14 protein-coding genes are annotated in these 18,055 nt (G+C 51.2%); 6 read left to right on the top strand and 8 right to left on the bottom strand.

The annotated features are described in order from the left end of the window. Positions 1-7 precede the first annotated feature (7 nt). The 3 genes from HGH92_RS02630 to HGH92_RS02620 all read left to right on the top strand — a co-directional run bounded on the left by HGH92_RS02630 (position 8) and on the right by HGH92_RS02620 (position 1,698). Positions 8-541: an SRPBCC family protein gene (locus HGH92_RS02630; protein ID WP_168869205.1), complete on the top strand. Its 534-nt coding sequence runs from the start codon at positions 8-10 to the stop codon at positions 539-541. A gap of 8 nt (positions 542-549) precedes the next feature. Continuing rightward, positions 550-1,080, top strand: a complete 531-nt coding sequence (locus HGH92_RS02625) for an SRPBCC family protein (protein ID WP_168869204.1) — start codon at positions 550-552, stop codon at positions 1,078-1,080. 123 nt (positions 1,081-1,203) lie between these two features. Further along, entirely contained in the window at positions 1,204-1,698 is a 495-nt protein-coding gene (locus HGH92_RS02620; RefSeq protein ID WP_168869203.1) for a DUF2911 domain-containing protein, read from the top strand. 56 nt (positions 1,699-1,754) lie between these two features. On the opposite strand, the gene bioA is transcribed toward HGH92_RS02620, so the two are convergent. The 6 genes from bioA to HGH92_RS02590 form a co-directional block, all read right to left on the bottom strand. Continuing rightward, positions 1,755-3,047: an adenosylmethionine--8-amino-7-oxononanoate transaminase gene (bioA, locus tag HGH92_RS02615; protein WP_168869202.1), complete on the bottom strand. Its 1,293-nt coding sequence runs from the start codon at positions 3,045-3,047 to the stop codon at positions 1,755-1,757. A gap of 18 nt (positions 3,048-3,065) precedes the next feature. Beyond that, positions 3,066-5,564, bottom strand: coding sequence for an ATP-binding protein (locus HGH92_RS02610; protein WP_168869201.1), 2,499 nt, complete (start codon positions 5,562-5,564; stop codon positions 3,066-3,068). 177 nt (positions 5,565-5,741) lie between these two features. Beyond that, positions 5,742-7,691 (bottom strand): LTA synthase family protein, encoded by a 1,950-nt coding sequence (locus tag HGH92_RS02605; RefSeq protein ID WP_168869200.1) that lies wholly within the window; start codon positions 7,689-7,691, stop codon positions 5,742-5,744. Positions 7,692-7,750: 59 nt separating this feature from the next. Then, on the bottom strand, positions 7,751-9,748 hold the full coding sequence (locus HGH92_RS02600) for a TonB-dependent receptor plug domain-containing protein (RefSeq protein ID WP_168869199.1): 1,998 nt from the start codon (positions 9,746-9,748) through the stop codon (positions 7,751-7,753). 72 nt (positions 9,749-9,820) lie between these two features. Continuing rightward, on the bottom strand, positions 9,821-11,083 hold the full coding sequence (locus HGH92_RS02595) for a sensor histidine kinase (RefSeq protein WP_168869198.1): 1,263 nt from the start codon (positions 11,081-11,083) through the stop codon (positions 9,821-9,823). Positions 11,084-11,097: 14 nt separating this feature from the next. After that, entirely contained in the window at positions 11,098-11,769 is a 672-nt protein-coding gene (locus tag HGH92_RS02590; protein WP_168869197.1) for a response regulator transcription factor, read from the bottom strand. Between the two features lie 715 nt (positions 11,770-12,484). On the opposite strand from HGH92_RS02590, the gene HGH92_RS02585 reads away from it, so the two are divergent. Then, on the top strand, positions 12,485-13,081 hold the full coding sequence (locus HGH92_RS02585; protein ID WP_168869196.1) for a DUF4974 domain-containing protein: 597 nt from the start codon (positions 12,485-12,487) through the stop codon (positions 13,079-13,081). A gap of 13 nt (positions 13,082-13,094) precedes the next feature. Here the strand turns inward: HGH92_RS02585 and HGH92_RS02580 are convergent, their stop codons facing one another. Further along, positions 13,095-13,934: a tetratricopeptide repeat protein gene (locus HGH92_RS02580; RefSeq protein ID WP_168869195.1), complete on the bottom strand. Its 840-nt coding sequence runs from the start codon at positions 13,932-13,934 to the stop codon at positions 13,095-13,097. Positions 13,935-14,132: 198 nt separating this feature from the next. Then, on the bottom strand, positions 14,133-15,026 hold the full coding sequence (locus HGH92_RS02575; protein WP_168869194.1) for a helix-turn-helix domain-containing protein: 894 nt from the start codon (positions 15,024-15,026) through the stop codon (positions 14,133-14,135). On the opposite strand from HGH92_RS02575, the gene HGH92_RS02570 reads away from it, so the two are divergent. Together HGH92_RS02570 and HGH92_RS02565 are read left to right on the top strand one after the other, a co-directional pair. After that, positions 15,027-17,441 (top strand): ABC transporter permease, encoded by a 2,415-nt coding sequence (locus HGH92_RS02570; RefSeq protein WP_168869193.1) that lies wholly within the window; start codon positions 15,027-15,029, stop codon positions 17,439-17,441. 80 nt (positions 17,442-17,521) lie between these two features. Continuing rightward, positions 17,522-18,010, top strand: coding sequence for a GNAT family N-acetyltransferase (locus HGH92_RS02565; protein ID WP_168869192.1), 489 nt, complete (start codon positions 17,522-17,524; stop codon positions 18,008-18,010). Positions 18,011-18,055 lie beyond the last annotated feature (45 nt).

The following is an 18,055-nucleotide window of genomic DNA, read 5'->3' as shown; positions in this document are numbered from 1 at the left end:
CAGCTACATGCAGGCCTTTTTTATTCTTCTGGGGGCGTTGATCGTCCTGGTATTGGGGCTTTTCATATTCAGCTTGTTTCTTCCCCCTGTGGTCAAAGTGGAGCGTTCCCTCATAATTGCTGCACCGGCAGACAGGATTTTCCCGTTAATCAACGTTGTACGCAACTGGGAGCTGTGGTCGCCCTGGAAAGAGCAGGACCCTGACATCTCTATTACCTATGGGGAAAAAGACAGCGGCGCCGGCGCCAGTTACAGCTGGAAGAGCCATAACCGCAACATTGGGACGGGGCATATGACCATTACGGAATCCAGGCCGGAGCAGTACATCGCCACAGACACCGATTTTATGCGGGTAGGTATTGCCAAAGGCACATTCCGGCTGGACCCTGTAGGGGAAGGTACGCTGGTGAGCTGGAGCATGACCTGTAACATGGGCCAGCATCCGTTGCGCAAAGTAATGGGACTGATGATGGATAAATGGGTGGGCCAGGACTTCGAAAAGGGACTGGAAGGAATAAAACGATTAGTAGTTCGTAATTAATCAGCATTATGCGTCTTTTTAAATTGTTAGGCATCAGCATCGTTGTACTGGGCATGTTTGTGTTTCTGTTATCGCTGATGTTCCCCTCTACCGCGGTGGTAGAGCGTACCGGGGTGATCCAGGCGCCCATCGATTCGGTATATGCACAGGTCAATAACCTCAGGGCCTGGGAAAACTGGAACCCGTGGAGCCGTCCTGATACCACCGCTCAACTGGTATTTTCTGCACAGACCGCCGGTACCGGCGCCAGCTATTCCTGGGATGGGAAATTCAACAGCGGCAAAGTCACTATTACCGGCAGTGAGCCTGACAAAGGCGTACATTATACCCTGGACATCAAAAATATGCGTCCGGTGAAAGGGGGCATTGAACTGAAAACCACCGCCGATGGTAAAGCCACCGCGATCTTCTGGCACATGGAAATAAAACTGGGCCTGGCGCCCTGGTGGAAACTCCGGGGATTTCTGGCAGACCGCATCTACGGCCCGGCCATGGCCGATGGCCTTACCCGTCTGAGCCACCTCTGCGAGCACCCGTGATCAAAGGAGGAATTTTTAAATTTATTTATTTTACCATTTATCCAATAAATAAAGGTGGAGCAGTGTAATAGTTCTAAATTGTTGTTATTACCTTATTCCACAACACAAAAAACTACATCTGCAATGAAACACCTTTTATTGGCTGCTTTTTTCTGTATGGCCACCACACTCGGTTTTGCTCAGGAGAAAGCCAGAAAAAGCCCACATGTAAACGTAGAAAATAAAGACATTAAAGTGGTCTATGGCCAGCCGTCCAAAAAAGGAAGGGTGATATTCGGTACCCTGGAACCTTTTGGAAAAGTATGGCGTACCGGCGCTGATGAAGCTACTGAAATCACTTTCAAGAAAGATGTGGTATTTGGTGGTAAACCAGTGAAAGCAGGCACGTACACTTTCTTCAGCATCCCGGACGCCAAAACATGGACCGTGATCCTGAACGGTAAACTGGGCCAGTGGGGCGCCTATGACTACGAGAAAAACAAAGGCGAAGACGTGGTATCTGTAAAAGTACCCCGCGAAACGCTGAAAACACCAGTGGAAAAACTGACTTTCACCCTGCCTGGCAATGCGGTGGTATTTGAATGGGACGATACCAAAGTATCTGTACCAGTGAAGTGATTTTTTTGAAGGATAAAAAACAAGCGGCGAAGATAACCTCTTCGCCGCTTGTTTTTTTATGCCGGTTGAAGGGACGCTACAAGTTCGCGGATACTGCCGTATACAACTGTCAGCTGTTCATCTGTAATACAGTAAGGCGGCAGGATGTACAATGTATTGCCCAATGGCCGCAGCATAATGCGTTTGGCCCGGAAAAAGCGGTGAAGATGGTCCGCCAGCTGGTTCGTATAACCGTCCGCGTTGTCTGTGACCAGTTCAAATGCCAGGATGGTCCCTAAAAGCCGGGGATTTTTAACCATGGGCAGCTGTTTCAGTTCTTTGAGGAACTGGCTGTGATTTTCGTGTATCCGTTGGCGGTTGAGCGCACAGGCCGGGTCCACGAAGAGGTCGAGGCTGGCGAGCGCCACGGTGCATGCCAGCGGATTGGCGGTAAAGGAGTGCCCGTGGAACAGTGTTTTCAGCTTGTCATCGGAGAGAAACGCTTCATAGATATCGCTGGTGCAGGTGGTGATGCCCAGTGCCATACTGCCGCCGGTGAGCCCTTTGGAGAGGCATATCATGTCCGGAGCGGTCTGCATGTATTCCATGGCGAAATTTTTCCCTGTCCTGCCGAAGCCGGTCATTACTTCATCGGCGATGAGCAGGACATTTTGTTGCCGGCAATATTGCAGGAGCTGTTCAAATCCGGCGATATCGTACATGACCATGCCGCCGGAGCCTTGCAGCAGCGGCTCAAAGATAAAGGCCGCCACCTCGTCCGGCTGTTGCGCAGCAATGGAGGCAATGAGGTCCTGTGCATTATCTGCCGTGGGCACGTCCAGGAAATGGACTTCAAAAAGAAAATCATCGAACACGCGGGTGAACACGCTGCGGCCGCTGACGCTCATGGCGCCGAAGGTATCGCCGTGATAGGCGTTTTTAAAAGCGATGATTTTATGTCTGCGTTGTCCTTTGTTATGCCAGTACTGCAACGCCATTTTAATGGCCACTTCCACGGCGGTGGAACCGTTGTCAGAGTAGAATACGCGACGCTGGTTGGAAGGTAACAGCTGCAGCAGCCTTTCCGCCAGGTTGACGGCCGGCGGATGGGTATAGCCGGCGAAGATGCAATGCTGTAACTGCAACGCCTGCGCTGCCAGCTGCTGCGCGATATGCGGATGTGCATGTCCGTGAATATTGACCCACCAGCTGGAGGTGGCATCTATATAAGCATTGTTGTCTTCATCATACAAACAGGCGCCTTCGCCACGAACAATACCGATAGGAGCAGGAGCGGTCTGCATCTGGGTATATGGGTGCCAGATCACTTCGAGGTCTCTGGCAGACAGGTTTCCTTTAGCTGTTGACATGCCGCAAATGTAGGTAATTCATTTTTTATACCTGTGGAGTATCCGGTAGAGGTCTTCCGCTTTATAGGGTTTGGGAAGCATGTCTTTCACTTCCAGTTGCCGCAGCTGTTCTGAGGCGTCAGGCATGATATCGGCGGTCAGCACAATGATGAAGGCATTGGGCTGCAGGCGGCGTATCCACGGAATGGTTTCATAACCGTTCATTTCAGGCATGTGGAGGTCAAGCATGACGCCGTCGAAAGATTGTTCCTGCATTTTGGCGACGGCTTCTTTTCCGTTGACCGCCAGTGTTACGTCGGCCCCGGTTTTATTGAGCTGCAGCTGCATCACCTGGCGGTTGATCTTATTGTCTTCCACGATGAGCACCCGTCTGCCGGTGAGCATATTGGCCGGGTCGATAGTGGCGGCCGGCGCAGGTTCGGTATTGGCGTCGGGAAGGGCGAACGTAATGGAGAAGCGGAAGGTGGTGCCCTGCTGGGGTTGACTTTCCACCGAGATGTGGCTGTTCATCAGTTCCACCAGTTTGCGGGTGATGGACAAACCGAGGCCGGTGCCGCCATATTCCCGGGTAGTGGCGGAATCTCCCTGTACAAAGGTGTCAAAAATACGGCCTTGTAATTCGGGCTGTATGCCGATACCGGTATCTGTTATTTTAAAGCAGATGTTCACATAATGATGGTCGGACTTCTCCGGTAACAGCTCCAGGCTGATATATCCGTCATTGGTGAATTTTACCGCGTTGTTAACGAGGTTATTGAGGATTTGTCCGAGGCGTACCGGGTCACCCAGCACCTGTTGCGGGATACCGGCATCGATGCGGGTATACAGTTGCAGCCCTTTGGCTGCCGCGAGTGGCTGATAGTTGCCGGTGATGCCCTGTATCAGGTCGTGCAGATCGAAAGGGATATATTCCAGGATAACTTTCCCTGCTTCAATTTTACTGAGGTCGAGGATATCGTTGACGAGGCCCAGGAGGTGGTTGGCGGAGAAATGCAGGTTCTGCAACAGCTCCGGGTGCAATGCGCCGGGCTGCTCACGGAGGATACCGGCGATGCCGATGATAGCGTTGAGCGGCGTCCTTATTTCATGGCTCATCACTGACAGGAATTCGCTTCTGCTTTTGGCGGCGTTTTCCAGTTCTATCTCTGACTTTTTCTGTTTGTCGATATCCATGATGATGCCGCGGAAAGCGTTCACCTTTTCATGATGGAATACGGGTATCCCGGTGGTGCGTACCCATTTGACAGTGCCTTTGGCGGAAATATGCCGCAGATCGATGCAATAAGGCTGATGGTGACGGAGCAGCTGTATCTGCGCTTCTTCCAGCAGGTGCCTGTCTTCCGGATGATAGAAGACCAGGTCATTGTAGATAGCGGTAAAGTTCTCCGGCAGCTCACGCAGCGTGTATACCTGTTTGGTCCAGAACACCTGTCCGGTCACGAGGCTGAATTCCCAGCCACCGATCAGTGCCATCTGCTGGGTGATATCGAGTATCTCTATGTTCCGGGCGTAGTCTGCATTGACTTGCCGCAGCTCCAGTTCACTTCTTTTACGCTGGGTGATGTTTTGTATGAACAGCAGGACACGGCGCGGAGAGCTGTCGCTGGCGGGCATCAGGCGCATTTTCACAGCGTACCAGTAAGGCATGTCCTGCCGGATGTCGGCATATTCATAATATTGCGGATCGCCGGTGCGGAGCAGTGTGTCCGTCAGTTGGAGGAAAGCATTGGCATGTTCTCCCACGAAATCCATCATGCATTTGCCCAGTATTTCATCTTCCGGGAAAAACAACAGGTGCTGCTGGTTGCACCAGACACGGGTAAACACCAGGTTTTCATCGAGCTCAAATACAATATCATCGAGAGAGGAGGTAAAGGCATGCAGTTCGGTGACCAGCTGCTGATTGGTCATTTCCAGGCTTTCCCGGCTGCAATGGGTACGATAGGTATGCAACAGCGCACCGTATGTCAGCGCGACAGGTTGCAGCAAGGATATGAGTGACGGATGGTATCCACCGGGTTTGTTGACCAGTCCTATCATACCGATGGTGTCACCATGATGGCAGATCGGGATGCCCAGAAAGGCCCGGAATACGGCAGGATGGTGTGGTTCATCTTTTTCCGGATGGTTGCTGAGCACGGGCTCTCCTTCGTTTAACACTCTACCAAAGAGGGTGTCCATATTGGTGAAATGTTGTCCGCGTTCGAGGCGGGCACCGAAGTATTGCTGTACGTTGGCGTGCCATTGGATATTGATGATGGCCTGTACTTCCAGGTATGGTTCATGAAAATAGTCTTTTTCCATAGCGCCCATAAAACCGCCTTCGCTGCCGGTGAGGGTGATCAGTTCGAGCAGCAGTGCCTGGCACACCTGTGCGGGCTTGTTGTCTGCAAAGCTGGTATGCAGGGCCGTAATGATGTCGAGTGCTTTCTGTTGGGGAAAACCGGTATGGTCATCCATTCCATCTTCTAGTGGCAGGCTCCTGGAACTATTGCCAGAAAAGGGATTCACCAGCATGCGTGATCAGGTTTAGAAGGTTTGGGCACATTCACTGCATGCGCCTGGCAAAGGCTGCATGCTATCGATGATCGAAAAAGGTTTCTCAGGCTGGCGAACGGTTATGGAACAGGAGAGGGGATTGCCTTAGGCAATCCCCTCAATAAATATACAAAAAAACATCAGATAAGTATCTTATTATTTCCGCATGCCGTTGTTTTTAAACAGGGAGTAAGCGGTTTGATAATGGGCGACGCTGTGGGACAGCAGTGATTTGTCCATGGGTATCGGCTGTTCGTCATTTTTGGCGGGATTCCAGGAGAAACACTGGGCTTTCTGCTGGGGACTGAGAATCACCATTTTACCTGTTTCCAGGTAAGCCAGTTTCTGGTAGGTGCTCACCATGGCGCGCGGCTGATAGCTGCTGTCGAGCACATTTTTACCATAGAAATTGGTATTGTAGGACCAGTGCAACATTTTCAGCAGGGTGGGGTAGATATCGATCTGGGAGCACATGACCGGTATTTCCTGTGGAGTGGCGTCAGGCACGTTGAAGAAAATACAGGGGATGTGGTATTTGCTGATCTCTATTTCGTTTTTACCGGCGCTGCTGGCGCAATGGTCGGCCACCAGGATAATGACGGTGTTTTTATACCAGGGTTTGTCCCGGATAGCTTTCAGGAACTGGCCGATGGCATAGTCGGTGTACTTTACAGCGCCTTCGCGGCTGGTGCCGGAAGGGATATCAATTTTACCACCGGGATAGGTAAAGGGGCGGTGGTTGGAGGTGGTCATGATAAAATCATAGAAAGGTTTGCCGGCGGCATACTTTTCATCTGCGCTTTTGATAGCTGCCTTGTAAATGTCTTCATCACAAACGCCCCAGGCGTTTTCAAACTGCACGGCGCTGTCGGGGATGTTGGTCCGTTTGGAGGCCAGCTTGTCATCCACGAGGCGGTGGCGAAGGCGGTCGGTGATATCGTAGCCGTTATTGCCGAAAAATTTGTTCATGTTATCGAAGTATCCATCGCCGCCGTAAAAGAACGTGGCGTCATAGCCGCTTTTACGGAAGATGGAAGCGGCAGAAAAGAGATTTTCGTTGTTGCGGCGGCGTACGATGCTCTGGCCGGGCGTAGGCGGCACTGCGAGCGTGAGGGCTTCCATGCCTCTTACGGTACGGGTACCGGTGGCGTACATATTGGTAAACAGTATTCCGTGTTTTGCGATGCTGTCCAGTACCGGTGTGATATGTTGCTGGTTACCGAAGCGGGTCATGAAATCGGCGCTGAAGCTTTCGATGGTGATCATGATGATGTTCGGTTTTACCGCGGCAACAGTATCGGTAATGCTGCGATAGATACTGTGGCCGTTTTCCAGGTACTGTGCATCGGGCGATTGCAGCTGCTGGCGGATGGTGGCGAAGGCTTTGTCATCATCTTCCAGCAGGTAATATTTATCGTAGGCCAATTCATTGTTGAGATAGGCGGATATGAATGAATAGATGCCTGCTTTGGACAGCTCCTGCTGATAACGGTTTTTGCTCTTTTCCGCCCAGCCGTTGCTGATAAGAAAAGCGTGTGCCAGCACGCCTCCCAGCAGGAGGGCAAAGATGCCTGCCCGCTTCGCGAATGGCGTACGTGACTGGAAACTGTTGCGGAACATGCCGCGGCGGTTGCACCACCAGGTGAGCAGCGCGGTGGCCAGCAATACGCCGCCTATAAGCAATGGCAGCGGATAAGACTGGTTGATGTTGCTGATCACTTCATACGTGTAGATGAGATAATCTACCGCGATAAAATCGAACCGGCCGGCATATTCTCCCCAGAAAGTGAACTCGGCGAAGAACGAGAAGATCACGATCATAAGCGCCAGGAAAAAACCGGTATAGGTGAAAACGCGGTTAAAGACGGTGTTGTTGAGCCGTTGTGGCAACAGCAACAGGTACAGGGCATAAGCGATGGTGAAGAAGAGGGCTACGCCTGCATCGTACACGAAGCCTTTTGCATAGACAGAGAGGATGCCGCTAAAGGAAAGGCCGGCTTGCGGGAAGGCCCAGATTAACAACGCGGTGCGTACTAAGAACGACAGGACCAGGAATAGGCCGGCAAAGCCGAAAAGAACGGCGTACCGATTTTTTGCAGATTTCATTGCTGTATAAAATGTGGCCGCAAAGGTACGCCGTTCCCTGAAAGAAAAAGCAGAAATTGTTACAGGTCGAATTTAACCGACAGGTTGATGGTACGGCCGTCTATAGGGCCCCACAGCTGTGCGAACTGAGGATTGCTGACCGGCCCGGTGAACAGCGGCATGTGTTTTCCCTGACGGGCGTCGAACACGTTTTCGCAGTTCAGCACCAGCGTTACGTGCTCGCCCAGTTTACGGGACACCATGGCTGCCCAGAACCAGTAGTTGGGCGCTTTCTCGTTGTTCTCCAGGTATTGGTTGCCTATCCAGCTGTTTTCGATGCCGAAGCGCCATTTCTCTTCTATCTCGTAGGCGAGCGTGGCGGCGAACTTGTCCTGTGGAGCGAAAGCCACCCGGGTGGAGGCGGCGTCGGTATATTTGGAAACAGTGTGGTTATAACCCAGGTACAGTTCCAGGTGGTCAAGCGCCAGCCGAACGTACGTATCGGTACCGAGGCTGTTCACGGCATACGGCTGATTGGCCAGCAGCACTTTTCCGGGATCGGTGGCGCTGCTTACCGGCAGAATCGGGTCTTTGATATGGGTGTAGTAGAGCGCCTGGTTAAGGGTGACGTCTACATCGCCGAGCATGGTGTGGTAGTTGCCGTCGAAGTTAATGCCTCCGCTTTTTTCTGATTTGAGCCCGGCAGCCAGTGGCAGCAGGTTGCGGTAGCCGATGGTCTGTGTCTGTGCGGAGAAAATGGCGGGTGATTTATAGCCGGTGCCACCACTGAGGCGAAGGCTGAGGCCTTCCAGCGGTTTGTACACGAAAGCGAGGCGGGGCAGCACATACCAGCCAAATACGTTGTGATAGTCGGCACGGACGCCTGCTTCTGCCATTACTTTATCAGAGAAATGGTAACCATCCTGAGCGAAGGCGCCCATGGTGTTGTAGGTATAGTTGCCCAGCAGGGTGCTGTCACCGTTGGCACGGCGGTATATTTCGCCGGTATTGTTGAGGCCAACGACCCAGTCATGCCGGCCGCTTTTTTTATTGTAGGCGGCTTCCAGGTAGGTATTGGTTTGCCGGCCGTTCAACGGGAAGTTGCCTGCGATGTTTTCGAGATGGAAGAAACTGCCGACGCCCTTGATGGTGAGGGTACCGCCGCCCAGGTTTTTGCGGGTATACTGCACGTCGGCGCTATGGCGTTCGCTGTTGTTGCTTTCCGTATAGGTGTGCAGGTTATCGGCATGATGATCGAGCACCTGCATATCGCCGCCTTCCCTTTTTTCGATGGTGCCGGTATAACCTGCTATGAGCGTGGTGTTGGCGTTTGGATACCAGAAAAAGCGGGGATGAATAAGGTATTGCCGTACGCGGGGCACGTCACTGAATCCGTCGTCGTTGACGTCCACCGGGTTTTGGGTGGTAACGCCGGCAAAGAGGGTGAGGCCTGTTTTACCGTAACGTTGCGAATACCATACGTTGCCATTGGTTTCTTTCAGCGTGCTGCGGTTGGCGAGGATGGTCAGTTCCGGTTTGGCACCGGGTGTTTTGGCCACGAAGTTGATCATGCCGGCGATGGCGCCGCCGCCATACAGGGTGGACACGGAGCCTTTGATGATCTCTATCTGCTTCAGGTCGAGCGGCGGAATGGCCAGCACGCCGAAGTTACCGCTGAGGCCTTCGTACACGGGCATACCGTCGCGCAGCAGTTGGGTGTATTTGCCGTCCAGCCCCTGCATACGGATGGCGTTGTTGCCGCTGACAGCCGAAGTGTTCTGTATATGTATGACGGAGAGGTCCCCGAGGATACTGGTCACATTACCGGGTTTGATGCCACTTTCTTCCGTCATTTCTTCGCGGCCCAGTATTTCCACTTTCATCGGTAAGTCCGCAATGCGACTGTTATTACGGGTAGATGAAATAATGACTTCGTTCAGATCGGATATTTTACTGATCTCTGGTACCTGTGTAGTGTCCCTGTGCAGGGTGTCTTTAACGGGAGCGGTTACACGCTGCTGCGCAGACGCTGACAGCATAACGATACAAAGGGCTCCAGTTACAATAAGCGGTCGCATGGATGTACAACTTTGGTGATAGATTCTTATTTACAGTACAAAGAAAGAAATACAATCTGGTGCAAATCTGTACTAGCAGGAAGCGGTAAAAATATGGAGGCCGTTAAGGTATTGGTAGGAGATCCGGATATGGTAGGAATCTCCTATTTTTTTTACAATGGCAAGTCCCAGTCCGTTGGAATTGGAGTAACCCAGGTTACTTTTTCTGAACCGCTGAAACACATTGCCGGCCGGTATTTCCGGCAGGTTGCTGGTATTGGAGATGGTAAAGGTTTTGGCGGTGAGCCTGATATGGATAAGGCCTTCGGGGTAGTTGTATTTGATGGCATTGCCCAGCAGGTTGCTGATGAGAATGTCTGCCAGTGCTGGGTGCAGTGGCCATGGCGCGGTGGGTGCCAGGTCTGTTTCCACGGTCAGTTCCTTCTCCCGGATGAGTTCTTCGAAAAGGGAAAGATATTGAACGAGCACCTGATGGAGGTCTGGTTGTTCGGTCACCGGGTACTGCTGGTTTTCTATTTTGGCCAGTAGCAGGAGGTTGTGATTGAGGCGGGAGAGGCGTTGCAGCTCTTCGCTGGTTTGACCGATATTTTTCAGTTGGTTTTCTGACAGGTTTTCGTCCTGGAGCAGCAGTTCCAGTTTGCTTTGCGCGATGGCGAGCGGTGTCTGCATTTCATGCGCGGCATCTTCCGTCAGTTCTTTCATGTTGATATAGTCCTGATGGATGCGGTCAGTCATCTGGTTGAGCGCTTCGTTGAGCTGATTAAATTCATGCGTGGGGGTGGAGGGGAAGCGCCGTGTTTCCATTTTATTGAGCTGCAGCTGCCTGATTTTATCGAGTGAGCGATAAAAGGGGCGCCATACATTGCGACTGATGAACCAGTTGGAGAGGATAACGAACATGAGCAGTCCGCCGAAGGCGAGCAGCATGACGTAGATAATGTTTTTCGCCAGGTCGTCTTTTTCAATCAGGGACTTGCGCAGTATCATCTGATAATGTTTTCCGTGGATGCTGATCACTTGTGACAGTTCCCGGAAGGGAGCCTGGGCGTCTTCTGTTTCCTGGTAGAGGGTGACGCCTTTGAGTTTAAATTTTTTCTGTACCGGTTGGTCTGTGGGAATGAGTTGGAATTCCTGGGTACGGAAGCTGAAAATGGGATTGTCAACGCTGGCCGTGTCGAGGTAACGCAGCCATTGCAACTGATCGTTGGCCAGCTCCTCGTCTGTTTCGTGTTTGATTTCCCTGTTGAATTTATGAAACAGGTAGAAGGCGCCGCCGGCAAATACCGGCAACATGATCATGATAAAATATAAGGTGGTTTTAGTGAGCAGTTTCATGCGGCGCGTTCAGTTTAGCCGAAACGGTACCCGGTACCGTATACGGTTTTGATATAGTCTTCCCCGCCGGCTTCCATCATTTTTTTGCGGAGGTTTTTGATATGGGTATAGATAAAGTCGTACGAGCCTGCCTGGTCGTAGGCATCGCCCCAGAGATGTCCTGCCAGGGCTGATTTGGTGACCACGCGATGTTGATTGGCGATGAAATACATTAGCAGTTGGTATTCCTTGCCGGTTAATGTGATCGACTTGTCATGTACCAGTACTGTTTTTGAAGCGGGGACGACGGTGATTTCGAAGAAACTGATGCTGGTGTTGCCATCAAAGTTTTTTCGGCGCAGCAGTGCGTTGATGCGGGCATTGAGTTCCGAGAGGTGGAATGGTTTGGTGAGGTAGTCATCGGCGCCCAGTTCCAGGCCGCTGAGTTTATCTTCGAGGGAGTCTTTCGCTGAGATGATGATGATACCGGCTTTGGATTTCAGTGATTTCAGTTCCCTGACCACATCGAGGCCGTTGCCGAAAGGCAGGCCGATGTCTGCCACGATGCAGTCGTATTCATAATCGGTCACTTTATCGATGGCCTCCCTGAAGTCTGCCGCCACTTCGCAGATGAAGCCCTGGTGTTCCAGGTATTCGCGGATACTGTTGCGTAAGGAAGGTTCGTCTTCTATGATCAGCACTTTCATTCTGTAAAATAACTGTTAAATAACTGCTGCATGCAGGTGCGACAAAAGTAGGGATTAATTCTAAAGCAAACCTGTACCCAGGGCTGAAACCCTGGGCTACGTTGTGCATTATTTTTGTATGTAATTAAATTATAAAGTATAATGTGTTTATATTTGATGGTGTTTTTTACCGATGGGAAGATAAGTTGAGCGGGGCCGGAGTACCGGAAATGTGGTAGGATGGATATATGGCACCGCCTGTATATACGCTTACAAGGCCAACGGCGGGGGAAATCATCAGTCAGGCGAATCATTGCTAACCATGTTTATCAAAGTTAAATCCGGATGGTATTATTTATCGTTTATACCTACAGATATCTCAAATGATACACGGAAAATTGTGCAGCCGCCCTGAGCTGAAGGGTGAAACCCTGGGAACCTGCAGGAGACAAAGGTGCTGATAGCAAACAAGTACGAACGAATAAGTAATGAAATCACAACGATAGCGTAGCAATTTATGTCCCGACGATAGTTATCGGGAGTTTAGGATGATTGTATGACGAGAAGAAAGATGCCCTTACTATGACAACCCTTACTGCGAACAATCCGTATTATGTTTACGGGGCTTAGGCCGTATATGCGGCAAGCCGGTATTGTCGGCCTTTATACTATACCTGATGATAACCGGTATCCGTACGGGTACCACTGATGTTTTGATATTCAAAAACACTTGACATTGAGCAACAAAGAAACCAAAGAGCTGTTTGACCTGATGGACCAGGTACCCAATGCCCGGCGGGTAGCCCGGGAATACCGGCGTTTGATGAGAGAGGGCAAGATCGACCCTACAAAAGATGTAACGGATGCCGGCGCAGGATGGTTAGCGGTGGAGGATGAACTTATGCAGGAGGACGAAGCCAAATCGTATAGTTACACGATACCTGGCATATGTGTCAGTATTATCCTGGCGGGCCTGTGTTGGAGCGGTTGGTGGCAAAGGCGGCATGAGAAAGAGGTGATCCGTCAGTTGGCCGTCAATGAAAGGGCGGCGGCTGTTTTTCGCGATCCGCTTACCATGCAATTGCAGGGCGCAAAACGTAAGAATGGCATTTATACTTTTCAGGATGCATCGCTGAATGACATCAGGAAGATGATTGGTAAACGTTTTGCGATCAGTGTGGTTTTTGACGACCCTGAGATGTTGCACCGCCGCTTTACCGGCTGTATGGACCCCTGCCAGTCGCTCGATGCCTTTATGAATGTGGTGAAATACAGCAGTGCGGTGGATTATTATTACCAAGGCTCTACGTTGCATATCCGTTCATTACAGTAGCCGTATAACAATATCAGGGGAGGCCTGCGGGTGCTCCTGTGACAGATCGTATAAATTTCTTCAGCCCCTTTTCCCTCTGCCATAATTCTCTGGAAGCGAGCCAACATACAAATGCTTCCTGTCTGCTGCCGGGCGGTATTTGCGCCTGATATTCCGCGAATTCATCTGTAGGAAACTGATGACTGGTCTTCAGCAGCTCTGCTGCCATATGAGGCCAGGCCTGTCGTGCTTCCAGGAAACGTTCTTTGGCCTGTGTTGCCAGGCCCAGTTTGTAAAGGGCCAGGAAAGAAAAAAATGTATTCTCTAAGGTACGGTTGCCGGCAGGTTGTTGCTGATACCAGGCGAGGTATTCCTCATACCGGCCGAGGTGCATGTAACATACCGGCAGGAGCGCATTGGCGAGCGTGTCATCCTGCGGATTGATCTTCAGCAGGAAATTGATTTTGTCCAGCGCTCTTTCATAATGTTTTTCCTTGATGTACTCCGGAATGACCGCGTGGAGGGCACGGAGAAAAGGCCGGTTTTCCAGCACGCACCAATAGACATGGTCGGTGCCGGGCCGGAACGCCGCCGGCAGCGCTTCCATGCAGATCAGGTGCGCCCTGTGCATAAGGGCATTCCCTTCTATGTGCCGGCCGGTCCTGTTCAGGATGACGGCCAGTGATAGCAGCGCGTCAATATGGCTGTTGCCACAGGCCAGGATAATTTTACGGAATATTCTTTCTGCGGCCAATGGCCTCGTATGCATCATGTCCATAGCGTACAGCAGCTCGCTGTGATAGGTGACCAGTACAGCTGACTGATGAAACATCCATGTGCCGCCCTCATTGGTAAAATACGGTTGCCCTGGCATATCATCGGTTTTTTAGCAATTAACCATGTGCAAGAATACAGCTTATCAGGTTGGCATTTGTTAACCACTTCTAAACACGGGCAATTATTTTCAGATTTTTTTTGTTGAACAGTCAGGTTATTTTCCGCCAATCCGCGTACACCCTTTCAAAGCATCCGAATTTGAAAAACAGCCTGGCTCACATCGTAGCCCAGGGCTTCAGCCCTGGGTTTGAGAGGGAGCTTTGCCGGTATATTTCCGGATGTCGTTGGTCAGATGGGAATGGTCATAATAGCCATAATCAAAGGCTATTTGCAGCAGGCTGCTTCCGGGGTTGGTACGGATATGCCGGTGTACGGCCTGATAACGCACGATATTGGCAAATGCCTTAGGGCTGACACCGGTATGTTTAAGGAACTGCCGCTCCAGCTGCCGGGGCGTGAGAAAATGGGCACGGGCGAGGTCTCCGATTCTGATACAGCCACGGTGCCGGTAAATGGTATCCACAATGGGCAACATCTCACGGGACGCCTGGGTGTTATGTTCGAGAAAGTATTTATCCAATACGGGAATAAAGTCGTTGCCGGCCCGCAGGAGCAGGGGGACCAGTTCCTGCCCGAACTCGGTGCATTCATCCGCCATGTCCTGTAAAGGCAGCCGGAAGAAGGAGTTAAAAGCGGCAGGTTTAAAGCGGATACCGATCATGCGGGATGCTCCCGGCTGACAGGAATCACTGTACCGCGTCATGGTACCGATCAGGTAAGCTTTTTCAGCGTGCAACCACTGTTGCTGTGGCGTACCGGCATCACTGATGGCGGCATCGCCCAGGTTGCAGATGATATCCACGCAACCGTCGGGCAATATACGGCCAACGGCCGCAGACCCTGTGGCCGAGATAACGGTCCAGTAGGCATCTATATATGGTTCCAGTAACGGATGTGGTTTATATTGCCGGTACATAACATAAAGGTAAAAAGAAACGTTCATTATCGGACAGGCGGTGTACGGTAATGAAACAGTCCCGCGACGGCCTGTCGGCGCAACGGCCCATCTGGCACGGACGCCGGCCAGTGGCAGGTTTCTTGTAATCTGACCGTTGCCAATTTTTTTCATATGCTGAAGAACTATATCAAGATTGCCTGGCGGAATATCAGCCGCAACAAGGTGTTTTCTGCCATTAACATTATGGGACTGGCCATTGGTATTGCCGCTTCCCTGTTGATCCTGCAATACGTGGCCTATGAATTAAGTTACGAGAACAACCAGGAAAAAGGCGACCGTATCTATCGGGTGCGGCAGGAACGTTATGAGAAAGGACAGTTGAGCACCAACTGGGCCGCCGGTGCCTTTGCGGTAGGCAATCATTTCAAGGATGCTTTTCCGGAAATAGAAGACTATGTCAAGCTGGTCAAACAAGGCGAGGCAATACTGGGCAATAACGAAAAAAGCGTCAAGGTATCATCCGTGTATTATGCCAGCGGCGCTTATTTTAACGTGTTTTCCACGCCGCTTATTAGTGGAGATCCCAAAACAGCACTCACAGAACCTAATACAGTGGTGCTTTCAGAAAGCATCGCCCATAAATTGTTTGGACAGGAAGACGCGGTTGGTAAAATCCTCCGCAAAAATCACCGGGATATTTTTAAAGTAACAGGCGTATTCAGAGACATGCCTTCCAATACCCATCTGAAGGCGGAAGCGTTGTATTCATATGCCACCTTCCAGGAGATGGTGAAGCCCGATGATCCGGAAACAGGCTGGCAATGGGATGGTTGTCTGACTTACCTGCTGCTTCGCCCCGGCGCCGACCCGCAGAAGCTGGAAGCCAAGTTTCCGGCGCAGGTGGCCAAATACTACGGGGACGTGCCTAAAGAGTTCACGACAAAATATTATCTCCAGCCGATAAAGGACATCCATCTTTATTCCCACCTGATGATGGAAACAGAAACGAACGGCCAGGGCAATACGGTATACCTGTTGATGGGCATAGCCTTGTTTATCATTGCTATTGCCTGGATCAACTACATCAACCTCGCTACGGCCCGTGCTATCAACCGGGCGGTGGAAGTGGGCGTGCGCAAAGCGATAGGTTCTCTCCGGTCACAGCTGGTGGCACAGTTCATGATTGAATCAGCGATGCTGAACGGCATGGCGGTCATCACGGCATTGTTCCTGGTGGTTTTTTCGATCCCGCTTTTTAACAGCATAACAGGCCAGCAGTTGTCTTTTTCCCTGTTGTATGACCGGCTTTTCTGGACCGTGCTGGGCGTGCTGTTTGTGGTGGGTTCATTCCTGTCAGGTTTGTATCCGGCGTTTGTGCTTTCCCGTTTTAAACCGGTGGTGGTATTGAAGGGAAAAGCCATCTCTTCCCGCCAGGGCAGTACGTTACGCCGTTCGTTGGTGGTGGTGCAGTTTGCCGCTTCTTTGTTTTTACTGGTAGGAATGCTCACCGTCTTTAAACAAATACGGTTTATGCGTTCGCAGCAGCTGGGCATTGATATTGCGCAGACGCTGGTCATAAAGCCGCCCATTGTTTATACCGATTCTACTTTGATGAGACAGCAACAGGCATTCAAGGAACAGTTGATGCATGAAACGGCTGTTCATAGCGTGACGGTGTCGTCCATCGTGCCGGGCGAGGCTTCTATCATCAATGCCGGTGGCATACGTCTGATAGAGCAGCCCGAAAACCAAGGCAGACAGTTCCGTGCTATTTTCGTAGACTATGATTACGTGCCTGCTTACCATCTGAAACTGATTGCCGGCCGGAATTTCGACCGCGATTTTGGTATGGATGGGGCAAAAGGCGCCGTGGTGTTCAACAGGACGGGTGTCCGCAGGCTGGGCTTTGATCGTCCGGAGGCGGCTGTTGGCAAGCTTGTTTTCTTCTGGGGCGATACGCTGAGGGTTGCCGGCGTAGTGGAAGATTTTCATCAGCAGTCCCTGCATGATGCTTATGAGCCATTGATCCTCCGGCTGCGTGCCGATGTGAGAGGGTATACTTCCGTTGCCGTATCACCGGACAATATCGCCGCCACCATATCGACGGTACAGCGCAACTGGAATACTTTTTTCCCTTCCAATCCCTTTGAATATTTTTTCCTGGACGAACATTTCGACGAACAATACAAAGCTGACCAGCGTTTTGGAAAAGTGTTCGGCATCTTTACCACGCTGGCCATCCTGGTGGCGTGCCTCGGTTTGTTTGGGCTCGCCTCCTTTACTATTGTGCAGCGGACCAAAGAGATCAGTATCCGTAAAATACTCGGCGCTTCCGTATCAGAGATTGTGCGGTTGCTGTACCGTGAATTTGCCGTGCTGATCGTGATCGCTTTCGCGGTGGCCACGCCGGTGGCATGGTTCAGCGTTACGCAATGGCTGAAGGGATATGCCTTCCGGACAACGCTGCACTGGTGGTTGTTTGCCATTCCCTTTGTGTTGGTGCTGCTGATCGCTTTCCTGACGGTGAGCTTCCAGAGTATCCGTGCCGCGCTGGTGAACCCGGCGCACAGTTTACGGTCTGAATAGTTGGGTGTAAACAGATAATGTCCGACATTTACTATCCTATAAAGTGAATGTTTATCTGTTAATAAATCCAATCAATACATATGGAAATCACGGTAAGAAAAGCCGTAAAGGAAGATCTTCCTTTGCTGCTTACTTTCGAACAGGGCATTATCACAGCAGAACGGCCTTATGACCCCACCCTGAAGGATGGTGCTATCAGCTACTACGACATCGCCAAAATGATAGAGGCCAACAACGTGGAGGTGGTGGTGGCCTTAGCCGGCACACAGATCGTTGCTTCGGGCTATTGCCGTATAGAGCCTGCCTCCAGGCCTTATCTCAAACATGATAAACAGGCATATGTGGGCTTCCTGTATGTAGTGCCGGAGCATCGCGGCAAAGGTATCAATGGTAAAATACTAGCCTTTCTGAAAGAATGGGCTTATTTACAGGATGTGCTGGAAATACGCCTGGACGTTTACAGCGACAACGAAGCTGCTGTAAAAGCCTATGAAAAAGCGGGATTCAAAAAACACCTGGTCCAAATGCGTATGGACCTGAGAGATGATCCAACCAATCTCGCACAATGATCCATGTACACATCGCACCGGCCAGCCTGGGCATTCGTTGCACCG

Source organism: Chitinophaga varians (assembly GCF_012641275.1).
GTDB classification, from domain to species: domain Bacteria; phylum Bacteroidota; class Bacteroidia; order Chitinophagales; family Chitinophagaceae; genus Chitinophaga; species Chitinophaga varians_A.
Note: the sequence above shows the minus strand (reverse complement) of the source record. Positions and strands in the feature narration are given on the sequence as shown.

Bases quoted from the DNA above. Each gene is read 5' to 3' on its own strand.
- HGH92_RS02625 (WP_168869204.1), top strand. From the start codon at position 550: ATGCGTCTTTTTAAATTGTTAGGCATCAGCATCGTTGTACTGGGCATG.
- HGH92_RS02620 (WP_168869203.1), top strand. From the start codon at position 1,204: ATGAAACACCTTTTATTGGCTGCTTTTTTCTGTATGGCCACCACACTC.
- HGH92_RS02595 (WP_168869198.1), bottom strand. From the start codon at position 11,083: ATGAAACTGCTCACTAAAACCACCTTATATTTTATCATGATCATGTTG.
- HGH92_RS02570 (WP_168869193.1), top strand. From the start codon at position 15,027: ATGCTGAAGAACTATATCAAGATTGCCTGGCGGAATATCAGCCGCAAC.
- bioA (WP_168869202.1), bottom strand. From the start codon at position 3,047: ATGTCAACAGCTAAAGGAAACCTGTCTGCCAGAGACCTCGAAGTGATC.
- HGH92_RS02565 (WP_168869192.1), top strand. From the start codon at position 17,522: ATGGAAATCACGGTAAGAAAAGCCGTAAAGGAAGATCTTCCTTTGCTG.
- HGH92_RS02630 (WP_168869205.1), top strand. From the start codon at position 8: ATGCAGGCCTTTTTTATTCTTCTGGGGGCGTTGATCGTCCTGGTATTG.
- HGH92_RS02590 (WP_168869197.1), bottom strand. From the start codon at position 11,769: ATGAAAGTGCTGATCATAGAAGACGAACCTTCCTTACGCAACAGTATC.
- HGH92_RS02610 (WP_168869201.1), bottom strand. From the start codon at position 5,564: ATGCTGGTGAATCCCTTTTCTGGCAATAGTTCCAGGAGCCTGCCACTA.
- HGH92_RS02605 (WP_168869200.1), bottom strand. From the start codon at position 7,691: ATGAAATCTGCAAAAAATCGGTACGCCGTTCTTTTCGGCTTTGCCGGC.
- HGH92_RS02575 (WP_168869194.1), bottom strand. From the start codon at position 15,026: ATGAAAAAAATTGGCAACGGTCAGATTACAAGAAACCTGCCACTGGCC.
- HGH92_RS02580 (WP_168869195.1), bottom strand. From the start codon at position 13,934: ATGCCAGGGCAACCGTATTTTACCAATGAGGGCGGCACATGGATGTTT.
- HGH92_RS02600 (WP_168869199.1), bottom strand. From the start codon at position 9,748: ATGCGACCGCTTATTGTAACTGGAGCCCTTTGTATCGTTATGCTGTCA.